We start from the raw sequence: 14289 nt of genomic DNA, 5'->3' as shown, positions 1-14289 counted from the left end.
ATGGAAACCATCCTCCTCTTCGCCCCGCTGGTTGGCGCGATTATCTGCGGCTTCGGCCACAAGATGATCGGCGAGAAAGCCGCCACCGTGACCGCCACGGCGCTGTTGTTCCTGGCGGCGCTGCTCAGCTGGATCACCTTCCTGTCGTTTGACGGGGTGACCCAGAACATCGAGATCTTCCGCTGGATCGAAAGCGGCTCGCTGTCGACCTCCTGGGCGATCCGCCTGGACCGGCTGACCGCGATCATGCTGATCGTGATCACCACGGTGTCCTCGCTGGTGCACCTCTATTCCTTCGGCTACATGGACCATGATCCGCAGTGGAAAGAGGGCGAAAGCTACAAGCCGCGCTTCTTTGCCTACCTGTCGTTCTTCACCTTCGCGATGCTGATGCTGGTGACCTCCGACAACCTGGTGCAGATGTTCTTCGGCTGGGAAGGCGTCGGTGTCGCCTCTTACCTGCTGATCGGCTTCTACTACCGCAAACCTTCGGCGAATGCAGCGGCGATGAAGGCCTTCATCGTCAACCGCGTCGGCGATTTCGGCTTTGCGCTGGGGATCTTCGGGCTGTTCTTCCTGACCGACAGTATCAACCTGTCTGACATCTTTGCGTCGGCCCCCACGCTGGCGGAGACCCAGGTGTCCTTCCTGTGGACCGAGTGGAACGCGGCGAACCTGCTGGCCTTCCTGCTGTTTGTCGGCGCGATGGGCAAATCGGCGCAGCTGATCCTGCACACCTGGCTGCCGGACGCGATGGAGGGTCCGACCCCGGTGTCGGCGCTGATCCACGCCGCGACCATGGTGACCGCGGGCGTGTTCCTGGTCTGCCGCATGTCGCCGCTGATCGAGTTCGCGCCTGAGGCCGCAGCCTTCATCACCGCCCTTGGCGCGGCAACTGCCTTCTTTGCGGCAACCGTGGGTTTGGTGCAGAACGACATCAAGCGGGTGATTGCCTATTCAACCTGCTCGCAGCTGGGCTACATGTTCGTGGCAGCTGGCGTCGGCATGTACTCGGCGGCGATGTTCCACCTGTTCACCCACGCGTTCTTCAAGGCGATGCTGTTCCTTGGCGCCGGTTCGGTGATCCACGCCATGCATCACGAGCAGGACATGCGGAACTACGGTGCGCTGCGTAAGAAGATCCCCTATACCTTCTGGGCGATGATGATCGGCACCCTGGCAATCACAGGTGTCGGCATTCCGCTCAGCGGCTGGGTTGGCTTTGCCGGCTTTGTCTCCAAGGACGCGATCATCGAAAGCGCTTATGCGGGCGGCTCGATGTTCGGCTTCTGGGCGCTGGTGATCGCGGCCTTCATGACCTCCTTCTATTCCTGGCGCCTGATCTTCATGACCTTCTATGGCGAGGCACGCGGCGACAAGCACACACACGACCACGCGCATGAAAGCCCCTTGACCATGCTGGTGCCGCTGGGCGTACTGGCTCTGGGCGCGATCTTCTCGGGCATGCTGTGGTACAGCAGCTTCTTCGGCCACGCCGATCAGGTCGGCAAGTTCTACGGCATCCCGGTGGCTGAAGCCGCAGCGGAAGCGCACGGCGAAGACACAAGCCACGGAGACGAAGCCTCGCACGGCGAAGAAGCCGCCCATGGTGGCGAAGGCGAGCACCACTATGTGTTTGCCGGCAAGCCGGGCGAGGGCGCGCTTTACATCGCGCCGGACAACCACATTCTGGAGGATGCCCACGCGGCGCCGAAATGGGTGAAACTGTCCCCGTTCATGGCAATGATTGGCGGCCTGGTGCTGGCGCTGTGGTTCTATATCTGGAACCCGTCGCTGCCCGCCCGCCTGGCCAAGCAGCAGCGCCCGCTGTACCTGTTCCTGCTGAACAAGTGGTACTTTGACGAGATCTACAACGTGATCTTCGTTAGACCGGCCGTTGCCCTCGGCCGCTTCTTCTGGAAACGCGGCGATGGGAACACCATCGACGGTTTCCTGAACGGTCTGGCCATGGGCGTTGTGCCCTTCTTCACCCGTCTCGCTGGACGCGCACAGTCCGGTTACATCTTCACTTATGCCTTCTGGATGGTGCTGGGCATTGCAGCCCTGGTCACCTGGATGTCGATCGGCGGAGGAGCGCACTGATGGACAATCTCCTTTCTATTGTCACCTTCATCCCGGCGCTCGCAGCGGCCATCCTGGCCCTGTTCCTGCGCGGCGAGGAAAAGGCGGCGCAGCGCAACGCCAAGTTTGTTGCGCTCTTTGCCACCACGATCACCTTCCTGGTGAGCCTGGGCATCTATTCCCAGTTCGACCCGGCCAACACCGGCTTCCAGTTCGTCGAGGACCGGGAGTGGATTTTCGGGCTGAAGTACAAGATGGGCGTTGACGGCATCTCGGTTCTGTTTGTGATGCTGACCACCTTCATCATGCCGCTGACCATCCTGGCCAGCTGGTCGGTCACTGACCGGGTCAAGGAATACATGATCGCCTTCCTGCTCCTGGAGACCCTGATGCTGGGTGTCTTCATGGCGCTGGACTTGGTGCTGTTCTACCTGTTCTTCGAGGCGGGCCTCATCCCGATGTTCCTGATCATCGGCATCTGGGGCGGCAAGGAGCGGATCTACGCCTCCTTCAAGTTTTTCCTCTACACCTTCTTCGGTTCGGTGCTGATGCTGGTGGCAATGGTCTTCATGTATGTGGATGCCGGCACCACCGATATTGAGACCCTCTTGACCCACAGCTTCTCGGCGGCGTCCTTTGACGTGCTGGGTGTTCACATCGTGGGCGGTGCGCAGACACTGATGTTCCTGGCCTTCTTTGCCTCCTTCGCGGTGAAGATGCCGATGTGGCCGGTGCACACCTGGCTGCCGGACGCGCACGTGCAGGCGCCAACTGCAGGCTCCGTGGTGCTGGCGGCGATCCTCTTGAAGATGGGTGGCTACGGCTTCCTGCGCTTCTCTCTGCCGATGTTCCCGGTGGGCGCGGATGTGATGACCGATGTGGTCCTGTGGATGTCGGCCATCGCCGTGGTCTACACCTCGCTGGTGGCGATGGTGCAGGAGGACATGAAGAAGCTGATCGCCTATTCCTCGGTTGCGCACATGGGTTTTGTCACCATGGGCATCTTTGCCGCCAACCAGCAGGGCATCGACGGCGCCATCTTCCAGATGCTGTCACACGGCTTCATCTCCGCCGCGCTCTTCCTTTGCGTGGGCGTGATCTATGACCGCATGCACACCCGCGACATCGACGCCTACGGCGGTTTGGTGATCCGGATGCCCGCCTATGCGCTGGTCTTCATGTTCTTCACCATGGGCAATGTAGGCCTGCCGGGCACCTCCGGTTTTGTCGGCGAATTCCTGACCCTGATGGGCGCCTTCCAGAAAAACACCTGGGTGACCGCAGTGGCGGCAACCGGCGTGATCTTCTCGGCCGGCTATGCGCTGTGGCTGTACCGCCGCGTGGTGTTCGGCGACCTGATCAAGGGCAGCCTGATGGGCATCAGGGACATGTCTGCGCGTGAGCGCTTTGTCTTTGCGCCGCTGGTCGTCATGACCCTGCTGCTGGGTGTCTACCCGTCGCTGGTCACCGACATCATCAGCCCCTCGACTGAGGCGCTGATTGCAAACTTCAACCAGTCTCTGGCTGCTGCGGACACTGCGCCCGCCGCGACCCAGATTGCTTCGCACTAAGGGAGCATCAGGCAGATGATCCAAGCTGATCTTACCGTAATCCTGCCAGAGATCGTTCTGGCGCTTTACGCCATGGCGGCGCTGATTGGCGCCGTCTACACCGGCAAGGACAAGCTGGCGGTGCCGCTGGTCTGGAGCACGGCAGCGTTGCTGGCGCTGGTCGCCTTCTGGATCGCTTCCAGCCCGGCCGGCACTCAGACGGCGTTCAATGGCATGTTCATCGACGACGGCTTCTCCCGCTTTGCCAAGGTGGCATTGCTGCTGGGTGCCTCGGCTGTGCTGCTGATCGGCCAGGACTACATGGCGCGCCGCGGCATCCTGCGGTTTGAATACCCGGTCCTAGTGGCGCTGGCCGCTGTCGGCATGATGGTGATGGTTTCCGCTGGCGACCTGATGTCCCTTTACATGGGGCTGGAGCTGCAGTCGCTGTCGCTTTATGTCGTCGCCGCGATGCGCCGCGACAGCGTCAAGTCGACCGAGGCGGGCCTCAAGTACTTCGTGCTGGGCGCGCTGTCCTCCGGCCTGCTGCTTTATGGCGCCTCGCTGGTCTACGGCTTTGCGGGCACCACACAGTTCGCGGGCATCATCCAGGTGGCGGAGCAGGGCCATATGTCTATCGGCATGCTGTTCGGCCTGGTCTTCATGATCTCGGGCATGGCGTTCAAGGTCTCGGCGGTTCCGTTCCACATGTGGACCCCGGACGTCTATGAGGGCTCGCCGACGCCTGTGACCGCCTTCTTTGCCACCGCACCCAAGGTTGCGGCCATGGGCCTGTTTGCCCGTGTGCTGTTTGACGCCTTCGGCGGCGCAATCGCTGACTGGCAGCAGATCATCGTGGTGCTGTCGGTGCTGTCGATGTTCCTGGGCGCCATCGCGGCAATCGGCCAGCGCGACATCAAACGGCTGATGGCGTTCTCCTCCATCGCCCACATGGGCTATGCGATGATCGGCCTGGCGGCTGGCACCGAGCAGGGCATCACCGCGATGCTGGTGTACCTGGCGATCTACGTCACCATGAACATCGGCACCTTCTCCTTCATCCTGATGCTGGAGAAGGACGGCAAGCCCGTGACCGACATCCTGGCCCTGAACCAGTTCGCCGCGCGCGAGCCGGGCAAGGCGCTGGCGGTGCTGATCCTGATGTTCTCGCTGGCTGGCGTGCCGCCGATGCTGGGCTTCTTTGCCAAGTTCGGGGTGTGGCAGGCGGGTGTCGATGCTGGCCTGATGACGCTGGTCATTGCCTCTGCCGTAGCCTCGGTCATCGGTGCGTTTTATTACCTGCGGATTGTCTTCTACATGTACTTCGGCACCGGCGAGGACGATGTGGAGGCCAAGGGCTCGCCGGTTCTGGGCGTGGCTCTGATGGCCTCTGCGGCGCTGATGCTGGTGGGCGTGGTCTACCAGTTCGGCATCGACGGCGCTGCCGCCGCTGCCGCGGCAACCCTTGTAAATTGATCTGCTTTTCAGGCAGGCTGGACAGGCCCGGTCTTGTGACCGGGCCTTTCGCACTTTTTAAGGAATGCAGATGAGCTGGCCAGCAGGATATGGGAAACGGGTGCTCGCCGAGGTGGACAGCACACTGAGCGAAGCCGCCCGCATTGCCGGGGAACTGTCGGGTCCCGAGTGGATCCTGGCGCTGCGCCAGACCCAGGGGCGCGGCCGCCGCGGGCGTGATTGGAAAGACCCCAAGGGCAACTTCGCCGCCACCCTGGTGATGCGCCCCGAAGGCGCGCCGGACAAGGCCGCGCTGCGCAGTTTTGTGGCTGCACTGGCCGTTTATGACGCTTGTGTCGCGGTCACCGGCCGCAGCGAGGGCCTGTCGCTGAAATGGCCTAACGACGTGCTGCTGAAGGGCGGCAAGCTGGCTGGCATCCTTTTGGAAAGCGCAGGCAACGGCAAAGGCGTCAACCATCTGTTTGTCGGCGTCGGCGTTAACCTGGTGGAAACGCCGATGAAGGAATGGCTGGAGCCCGGCGCGGTCTGGCCGGTGTCTCTGTTGTCGGAAACCGGTGTGCAGGTCACGCCGGAGGAATTCCTGGAAGCAGTGGCAGAGGCTTTTGCGCGCTACGAGCAGCAGTTCGCAACCTACGGGTTCGAGCCGATCCGCACCGAATGGCTGTCGCGTGCCGCCAAGCTGGGCGAGGTGATCACCGCCCGTACCGCCAGTTCCGAGACCGAAGGCACCTTTGAAACGGTGGACGGCAGCGGCAACCTTGTCCTAAACACCGCCAAGGGCCGCGTCAGCATTCCCGCGGCTGACATCTATTTCTAGGAAGGGGCAGCAATGCTTCTGGCAGTTGATTGCGGCAATACCAATACGGTCTTCTCGATCTATGACGGTGAGAAGTTCATCGGCATGTGGCGCACAGCCACTGAATGGCAGCGCACCGCCGATCAGTATTACGTCTGGCTCAACACGCTGATGCGGCTGCAGGGGATCGAAGCGGATATCACCGATATGATCATCTCCTCCACTGTGCCGCGGGTGGTGTTCAACCTGCGTGTGCTGGCGGACCGCTATTTCAACACGCGGCCTTTGGTGGTTGGCAAACCCGAATGCCTGCTGCCCGTCGCGGTGCGGGTGGACGAGGGCACCGCCGTCGGCCCCGACCGGCTGGTCAACACGGTTTCGGGGTTTGACACCTATGGCGGCAATCTGATCGTGGTGGATTTTGGCACCGCCACAACATTCGACGTAGTGGCCGAGGACGGCGCCTATGTCGGCGGCGTGATCGCACCTGGCGTGAACCTCAGCCTGGAGGCGCTGCACCAGGCCGCTGCCGCGCTGCCCCATGTGGACATTTCCAAGCCGCAGAACGTGATCGGCACCAATACCGTCGCCTGTATGCAATCCGGCGTGTTCTGGGGCTATGTTGGCCTCGTGCGCGAGATTTGCGACCGCATCAAGGCGGAACGCGCGGTGCCGATGAAAGTAATCTCAACCGGCGGGCTGGCGCCATTGTTCCAGCAATCTGCCGATCTGTTTGACGCATATGAGGATGATCTCACCATGCATGGGCTGCAGATCATTCATAAATACAACAAGGAAAACGGTACTGACGCATGAGCAGTGATAGATTGATCTACCTGCCCCTGGGCGGGGCGGGTGAAATTGGCATGAACGCCTATGTCTACGGCTATGGCCCGCAGGGCAAGGAACGGCTGGTCCTGGTGGATCTGGGCGTGACCTTCCCGGACATGGACACCACCCCGGGTGTAGACCTGATCATGCCCGACATCACCTGGCTGAAGGAGCGTGCCGACCGGTTGGAAGGCATCTTCATCACCCACGGGCATGAGGACCACATCGGCGCCATTGCCCATCTTTACGCGCATCTGAACGTGCCGGTCTACGCCCGCGCCTTCACCGCCAACCTGGCGCGCCGCAAGATGGAGGAGGCCGGCCACGATCCGGCCAATGTGCACACCGTCGAAGCCTGGCCGGAAACAACCAAGCTCGGGCCCTTCACCATCGGTGTTGCCCCGATGAGCCACTCGATCCCCGAAAGCGGCGCGCTGGTGATCGACAGCCCGGCTGGCCGCGTTGTGCACACCGGCGACTTCAAGCTGGACGCAAACCCCCTGGTCGGTGAACCCTTCGACCCGGAAATGTGGGCGGAGATCGCAAAGGACGGAATTCAGGCGCTGGTATGCGATTCCACCAATGTGTTCTCGCAGCATCCGGGCCGCTCGGAATCCGAGCTGCCGGAGGAGATCACCAAGCTGTTCTCCGAGGCCAAGGGCCTGGTCGCGGCCACCACATTTGCCTCCAACGTCGCACGGGTGAAAACCCTGGCAGAGGCCGGTGTGAAGGCCGGCCGCTCCGTGGTCCTTTTGGGCCGCGCCATGCGCCGGATGATCGAGGCGGCAGTGGAAACTGGCGTGCTGGTGGACTTCCCCAAGGTGATCAGCCCGGAAGACGCCAATAATGTGCCGCGCGACAACCTGATGCTGATCACCACCGGCAGCCAGGGCGAGCGCCGCGCCGCCACCGCGCAGCTGGCGCGCGGCAAGTACCGCGGTCTGGAGCTGAAGGAGGGCGATCTGTTCCTGTTTTCCTCCAAGACCATCCCGGGTAACGAAAAGGGCGTCATCCGCATCATCAACCAGTTTTCCGAAATGGGCGTTGATGTGGTCGATGACAGCTCCGGCCTCTACCATGTCTCTGGCCACGCTAACGGCCCGGACCTGGAGGTTGTTCACAACCTGCTGAAGCCCAAGATGCTGATTCCGATGCACGGTGAGCACCGCCACCTGCGCCAGCACGCCCGCCTGGGCGAGGAAAAGGGCATCGCCAGCGCCGTCGTCGTAAATGGCATGATGATGGACCTGACCGGCGATGCACCCAAGGTGACCGAGTGGATTGAGACCGGCCGCACCTATCTGGACGGCTCAGTCAAATACGGCGCGCTGGACGGCATCGTGCGCGACCGCATCCGCATGGCGCTGAACGGCCATGTGCTGGTGACGGTGATCCTGGACGAGGAAGACGAGCCGCTGGGTGAGCCTTGGTGCGATCTTAAAGGCCTGGCCGAGACCGGGACCTCCAATGCCGCGCTGGTCGAGGTGCTGGAGGAGGACCTGAATCAGTTCCTGATGCGGGCAGGCGCGAAAACCTTGCGCGACGATGACAAGCTGGAACAGGAACTGCGCCGCATCACCCGCCAGACCGCGCAGGCCGAAATCGGCAAGAAGCCCGAAGTGACGGTGGTGGTCAGCCGTATGCGCTGATCCTGCCGCGGGGAAAGGGCAGGGCGGTTCTCCCGCCCGGCCCAAGCCGCCTCAGAGATGCGGCAGGCCCCATTGTGCCTTGCGCCATGGTGCCTGACGGACCCGCGGTACGGGCACGGCCCCCCCTGTCTGAAAATTGAAAACGCCGCGGCCCGTTCGGGCGCGCGGCGTTTTCAATTCAATGGCGGCTCCACCAGGCGCGGTGGATGTTTCAGCCGTGCAGCGGGCGGGCGCAGCTGGGGCAGGAAACCACTTTGCGCGGGGCGCTGAACAGGGCGCGGAACAGGCGGCGCATGACATTGGCAAAGGCTTCCGCGCGCAGCTCATGGGCGCGGGCCTCAATGGCCTGGAATTGGGAGATGCTCAGGGTCTTGGTGTCGGTGGTGTTCATGGCGTGGCCCATCTTCAATGGCGCGTTTCAGTGTTGAAGATGCATTACGCCGCTTTTCGCAGAATTACGCCGGCCAAGATCGAAGACCCGATATGCTGCAGCTGCAAAGGTCGCCATGCTGCAGGTGCAAGGGCTGGCAATGGCCTGGCCGCTGTGGCAATGAAAAAGGCCGCCCCGGCGGGAGCGGCCTTGTATGCTAAGTTCTGCAGGATCAGCTTGCGCGGCGTTCGGCGAAGCTGAGCGCGATGAAGCTGGGCAGATGATCGCCCATGCCGACCACAACCTTGTCGTCGCGCTTGCCGTATTTCCCGCGGCCGCCGGAGGAGCGCTCGCGCTCCGGCTTTTGCGCCGGCTTTTCGTCCCGGCGGCTGCTGCGGGGCTCGTCCTTGCGCGGCTCGCGGGCTTCGACTTCCGGCTTGGCCGAACGGGCCGGCTTTTCTTTCTTGGGCTCCGGCTTGACCGGGTTTTCCAGCCGCGGAATTTCCTTCTGGATCAGGCTTTCGACTGCGGCCAGTGCCTTGTCGTCGCGCGGAATGCAGATGGTGATCGCCTTGCCCTCGCGGCCCGCACGGCCGGTGCGGCCGATACGGTGGACGTAGTCCTCGGCGTGGCCAGGCACGTCGAAATTGAACACATGGCTGACGCTGGGGACGTCCAGGCCGCGCGCAGCAACGTCGGAGGCCACCAAGATGCGCAAAGAGCCTTCACGGAAGGCATCCAGCGTTTTGGTGCGCTGGCTCTGGTCCAGATCGCCATGGATTGCTGCCGCGTCATAGCCGTATTTCTTGAGCGATTTCGCGCAAATATCCACATCCGTCTTGCGGTTGCAGAAGATGATGCCGTTGGTCAGCTTGTCGCCCTCAGCGTCGATCAGCGCCCGCAGAACCTTGCGCTTTTCGCTGCCCTCGCGGTCGCGGCGCGAGGCCTTGAACTGCACCACGGCCTGCTCGATGGTCTCCGACGCAGTGGCCTGGCGGGCCACTTCGATGCGGGCTGGACCCGACAGGAAGGTGTTGGTGATCCGCTCGATCTCAGGCGCCATGGTGGCAGAGAAGAACAGGGTCTGGCGGGTGAACGGCGTCAGCGAGAAGATGCGTTCGATATCCGGGATGAAACCCATGTCGAGCATCCGGTCGGCCTCGTCCACCACCATGATCTGCACGCCGGTGAGCAACAGCTTGCCGCGCTCGAAATGGTCCAGAAGGCGGCCCGGGGTGGCGATCAGAACGTCGACGCCTTTGTCGATCAGCGCGTCCTGCTCTTTAAACGAGACGCCGCCGATCAGCAGCGCCTTGGTGAGCTTCACGTGCTTGGCATAGGTGTCGAAGTTTTCCGCTACCTGGGCGGCCAGCTCGCGGGTGGGGCACAGCACCAGGCTGCGCGGCATCCGGGCGCGGGCACGGCCGCGCGCCAGAAGCGTGATCATCGGCAGCGTGAACGACGCGGTCTTGCCGGTGCCTGTCTGGGCGATTCCCAAGACGTCACGCCCTTCCAGCGCGGGCGGAATAGCTCCTGCCTGAATCGGGGTGGGGCTTTCATAGCCGGCTTCTTCAACTGCTTTGAGGACCTTGGGATTAAGGTTCAGATCGGTGAATTTTGTCATATGCATCCGTCATTGCGGACACTGACCTGGCCCGCGCGTGTATGTTGCAGCCGGTTCCGCAAAGGTCATGCGGCGTGGCAGCTTCCGGCTCGAGGCGGGGCATAGCAAAATACCTTGCGCAGGTCAATTAACGCCGGATTTTGCAGGATTTTCGTTGCTAGGATCGGCAAAATGGAAACAATTCAGCCGAAACCGGGGAAGTGTTTTCTCCGTTTCTCCTCCAAGCCGAGGGGGCGAATCCTCAAAAGCCCCTCCTGCTGCAAATTCCGGTAGACATCCGGATCCCTGGCGCTCACCTCATCAAAGAAGGCGCGCAGGCCCTGGGGGCCATGCTCCTCTTCGATCATGGAAATCAGCTCATGGGCGCTGAGCCCGCCTGCAAGCCTGGCAAAGCCGGGGGCCAGGCCGGGCCGGTAGGAGCCGCGTTCAAGGCGGAACCTGTAAACCGATTGCCAGTGATCCCAGCTGAAGGCGTGGCAATGGCACAGGTCCGCTTGCTTCAGCTCGCAGGCGGCTGAGACTTTCTGGCCGTTCTGGTACATGTTGTGGATGCGCAGCTGAACGTTTTCCTGGCCTGTGCGGGCGAAAATCTTGCCTGCGGTATGGCTCAGGAAGCCGCCTTTGAGGAAAACCCCATAGGCCGGATAGATATTGCGCACCGCTGCTTCGCGTTCGCTGGTGTCGGGCAGCATCGCCTTGAATTCCCCGTCCCGTCCGGCCAGGGCCTCAACCGGGCGGATCCGGGCGCTCAGGGTTTCCTGGGGAAGATCCGCCAGCAGGCGGGGCAGAGGCGCAAGCGGCCAAAGAAACTCATCGACGTCGATATGAGCAATCCAGTCCGTCTGGATCCGTTCATAGGCGTGGGTCGCGTTTTGCGTCTGCCGGACCTGATGCTTGACCGGGCGCTTCAATTTGCGCCGCTTCCAATAGGTTGCGTCACAGACCGTGACCCGCACCTTGGGGTGCGGTTTCAGATGCGCATAGGCGTCCGGGTTCGGCTCATCCAGATAGATGTGCAGCCGGTGCGCGCCCAGGTCCAGATGGTAGGCAGCAAAATTCAAGATGTCCTTGGCGTCAGCCTTGATTGTGCTGACGATACCCCAAGCCGGATCTGATTTTGCCGTTTCCAACGGGCGGGACCTTCCTTGGGTGTTTGAGCTTTTGCGTTCTGGCAAAGATTGATCGGTGATCGCAGATGAGCCTGGACAGCAGCTGCGCGCCCAATGGTTCAATCACAGGATCGGAATTTGCAAGTTTGTTCAACCGTGAAAGAATTGAAAAGTCCAAATCCCCATACTCGAAGGAGTAAGGAGACAGATCAAATGCCAAAGGATAGCGGTCCTCCATCGCATTAAAGCGGAAGGCAACCGAATTCGGGCATCCAGACAGGCGCCGTTCACTGTCGTGAAGTTTGATCAGGTCAAAGACCAGCGCAAAGGCTTGCCCTGCCAGCCGTTGCTCAACTGTCTCGCCAGCATCGGAAAAACTGGTCGCGGCAGAGATCAGCCATCTGGTCTCCAGCTGCGAAGCAAGGAAGGGGCCTTCTTCCCGCCACATCCGCAGAAACAGCCGCCGGTATCTTGGCGGGCAGCCGCGGCGCCGGAGCAGGGCGCACACAAGCGCGTGCAGGGCAAGCAGCTCTGATTTGCCGCCGAACTCGGCGCAGAGTTCCTTGTATTTCTTGCGGGCATCGTTGGTATGTCCCGGTTTCGGAGGCATTTCCGGGCCGGGCAGCTGGCGGGCTTTCACCTTTTGCAGGTTCAGCCTGATGTCGGGGATCACTTTTTTCGCGTGGCGGTAAGGATTTTCCCGGCGGTCGAAATAAGCATCAATCTGCGCCAGCCCGCCGGGGACAATTGGCTCTCCCGGCACGACCGGGTCGAACCGTCCGAACAGGAGTTTCTGTCTAAGACTTTGAATGGCAGAATTTCGAATAAGACGGCGCAACGGCCGCAAAAGGCTTGGCATCAAACGTCACCTGGTCAAACAAAAGTAAAGCAAATTCAACTTCACCCTTAAAATCACCGGGGAAGCTGGAACGGCCCGGCAGCACTGCCGCCGGGCCGGATCGTCAGACCATCATTTCCTTGGTCGCGGTCAAGTTCAAGTCCGGATAATCCCGCACCACACGGTCGATGTCCCACTGCAGGCGGGTCAGATAGACGATGTCGCCGTCGTGGTCATGGGCGATGTGCTGCTTGTTGGCGTTGATGAACTTGTCCACCGCTGCCTTGTCGCCGCTGACCCAGCGTGCGCTGGTGAACTGGCTCGCCTCAAACCGCACCGGCAGGCCGTATTCCATCTCGATCCGGCTGGCCAGAACCTCGAACTGCAGCTGGCCGACCACACCGACAATGAAGCCGGAGCCGATCGAGGGTTTGAACACCTTGGCGGCACCTTCCTCGGCAAACTGCATCAGCGCCTTTTCCAGGTGCTTGGCCTTCATCGGGTCGCCTGCGCGCACGCCCTGCAGCAGTTCCGGCGCAAAGGACGGGATGCCGGTCACGCGGATCGCCTCGCCCTCGGTCAGCGTATCGCCGATGCGCAGCTGGCCGTGGTTGGGGATGCCAATGATATCCCCGGCCCAGGCTTCCTCTGCCAGCTCCCGGTCGGAGGCCAGGAACAGCACCGGGTTCGAGACCGCCATCGGCTTCTTGGTGCGCACATGGGTCAGCTTCATGCCGCGCTTGAAATGGCCCGAGGCCATGCGCACAAAAGCCACCCGGTCGCGGTGCTTGGGGTCCATGTTGGCCTGCACCTTGAAAACGAAACCGGCGACCTTCTTTTCCTCCGGGCTGACCTGGCGCGGCTCTGCCGACTGGGGCTGCGGCTCGGGGCCGTATGCGCCGATACCGTCCATCAGTTCCTTGACGCCGAAGGAGTTGATCGCCGAGCCGAACCAGATCGGGGTCATGTGGCCCTCAAGCACCGATTGCGGGTCCAGGGCGGGCAGCAGCTCGCGCGCCATCTCGACCTCTTCCAGGAGCTTCTCCAGCAGGTGCCCGGGCACGTGTTCGGCCAGTTTGGGATCGTCCAGCCCGTTGATTTCAATGCTTTCCGCCACTTTGTTGCGGTCGGCGCGGTCCATCAGCTCCAGCCGGTCGCGCAGCATGTCGTAGCAGCCGATGAAATCGCGGCCCACCCCGATGGGCCAGCTGGCGGGCGTCACGTCAATCGCCAGCATCTCCTGAATTTCGTCAATGATTTCAAAGGTGTCGCGGCTCTCACGGTCCATCTTGTTACAGAAGGTCAAGATCGGCAGATCGCGCAACCGGCAGACCTCGAACAGCTTCTGGGTCTGGCTTTCGACCCCTTTGGCGCCGTCGATCACCATCACCGCCGCATCCACCGCCGTCAGCGTGCGGTAGGTGTCCTCGGAGAAATCCGAGTGGCCCGGCGTGTCCACCAGGTTAAACCGGAAGCCGCTGAAATCAAACGACATTGCCGAGGCAGAGACAGAGATCCCGCGGTCCTTTTCCATCTGCATGAAGTCCGACCGCGTGCGCCGCGCCTCGCCCTTGGCGCGCACCTGTCCGGCCATCTGAATCGCGCCGCCGTAAAGCAGGAACTTTTCAGTCAGCGTAGTCTTGCCGGCGTCCGGGTGCGAGATGATCGCAAAGGTCCGGCGGCGGGCAATTTCGGGCGGCAGTTCGGGGCGGTTGGTGACGGTATCGAGCATGAGCGCGCGTATAGCAGGAATGCCGCAAGAGGCAAGAAAAACGCATGGTGACATGCGTGCACCCCCGGTACACCCCCCGTACACCCCCTGTACACCCAGGCCCGGGCGCGGCCCTCTGCGGAGGTGTTGCGCGGGCAGCGTACGCACCGCTGGCGCGGAATTAACCGGATTGGGGCAGACTGGAGATCAGCGCGGGAGTGCCGCCCCGCCCCGCAACCGCCGCCGCCAAGGG

At 62.0% G+C, this 14289-nt stretch carries 11 protein-coding genes; 6 read left to right on the top strand and 5 right to left on the bottom strand.

What is annotated here, in order from left to right; translation table 11 throughout:
• The 6 genes from nuoL (at position 1) to ACXAEK_RS18270 (ending at position 8384) form a co-directional block, all read left to right on the top strand.
• Positions 1-2103, top strand: a complete 2103-nt coding sequence (gene nuoL / locus ACXAEK_RS18295; RefSeq protein WP_475044062.1) for an NADH-quinone oxidoreductase subunit L — start codon at positions 1-3, stop codon at positions 2101-2103.
• Positions 2103-3653, top strand: coding sequence for an NADH-quinone oxidoreductase subunit M (locus ACXAEK_RS18290; RefSeq protein WP_475044060.1), 1551 nt, complete (start codon positions 2103-2105; stop codon positions 3651-3653). Before nuoL ends, ACXAEK_RS18290 begins: the two co-directional genes overlap by 1 nt.
• A 15-nt stretch (positions 3654-3668) precedes the next feature.
• Entirely contained in the window at positions 3669-5108 is a 1440-nt protein-coding gene (gene nuoN, locus ACXAEK_RS18285; RefSeq protein ID WP_475044058.1) for an NADH-quinone oxidoreductase subunit NuoN, read from the top strand.
• A 70-nt stretch (positions 5109-5178) separates the two neighbouring features.
• A complete protein-coding gene (locus ACXAEK_RS18280) occupies positions 5179-5925 on the top strand; it encodes a biotin--[acetyl-CoA-carboxylase] ligase (protein ID WP_475044056.1) in 747 nt (248 codons plus the stop codon).
• A gap of 12 nt (positions 5926-5937) precedes the next feature.
• Positions 5938-6720: a type III pantothenate kinase gene (locus ACXAEK_RS18275; RefSeq protein ID WP_475044054.1), complete on the top strand. Its 783-nt coding sequence runs from the start codon at positions 5938-5940 to the stop codon at positions 6718-6720.
• Positions 6717-8384, top strand: coding sequence for a ribonuclease J (locus ACXAEK_RS18270; protein WP_475044053.1), 1668 nt, complete (start codon positions 6717-6719; stop codon positions 8382-8384). The genes ACXAEK_RS18275 and ACXAEK_RS18270 overlap by 4 nt, the downstream gene beginning before the upstream one ends.
• Positions 8385-8595: 211 nt before the next feature.
• Here ACXAEK_RS18270 and ACXAEK_RS18265 read toward each other — a convergent pair whose 3' ends face one another.
• From ACXAEK_RS18265 to ACXAEK_RS18245, 5 genes are all read right to left on the bottom strand, one after another.
• Positions 8596-8775, bottom strand: coding sequence for an RSP_7527 family protein (locus tag ACXAEK_RS18265; protein ID WP_475044051.1), 180 nt, complete (start codon positions 8773-8775; stop codon positions 8596-8598).
• Positions 8776-8986: 211 nt separating this feature from the next.
• Entirely contained in the window at positions 8987-10378 is a 1392-nt protein-coding gene (locus ACXAEK_RS18260; RefSeq protein WP_475044049.1) for a DEAD/DEAH box helicase, read from the bottom strand.
• A gap of 182 nt (positions 10379-10560) precedes the next feature.
• A complete protein-coding gene (locus tag ACXAEK_RS18255) occupies positions 10561-11508 on the bottom strand; it encodes a glycosyltransferase family 2 protein (protein WP_475044047.1) in 948 nt (315 codons plus the stop codon).
• Complete coding sequence (locus ACXAEK_RS18250; RefSeq protein ID WP_475044045.1) at positions 11453-12346, bottom strand: hypothetical protein; 894 nt, start codon at positions 12344-12346, stop codon at positions 11453-11455. Before ACXAEK_RS18250 ends, ACXAEK_RS18255 begins: the two co-directional genes overlap by 56 nt.
• A 103-nt stretch (positions 12347-12449) precedes the next feature.
• Positions 12450-14057, bottom strand: coding sequence for a peptide chain release factor 3 (locus tag ACXAEK_RS18245; RefSeq protein ID WP_475044044.1), 1608 nt, complete (start codon positions 14055-14057; stop codon positions 12450-12452).
• Positions 14058-14289 lie beyond the last annotated feature (232 nt).

The organism is Leisingera sp. ABM4_101, from assembly GCF_056158725.1.
Note: the sequence above shows the minus strand (reverse complement) of the source record. Positions and strands in the feature narration are given on the sequence as shown.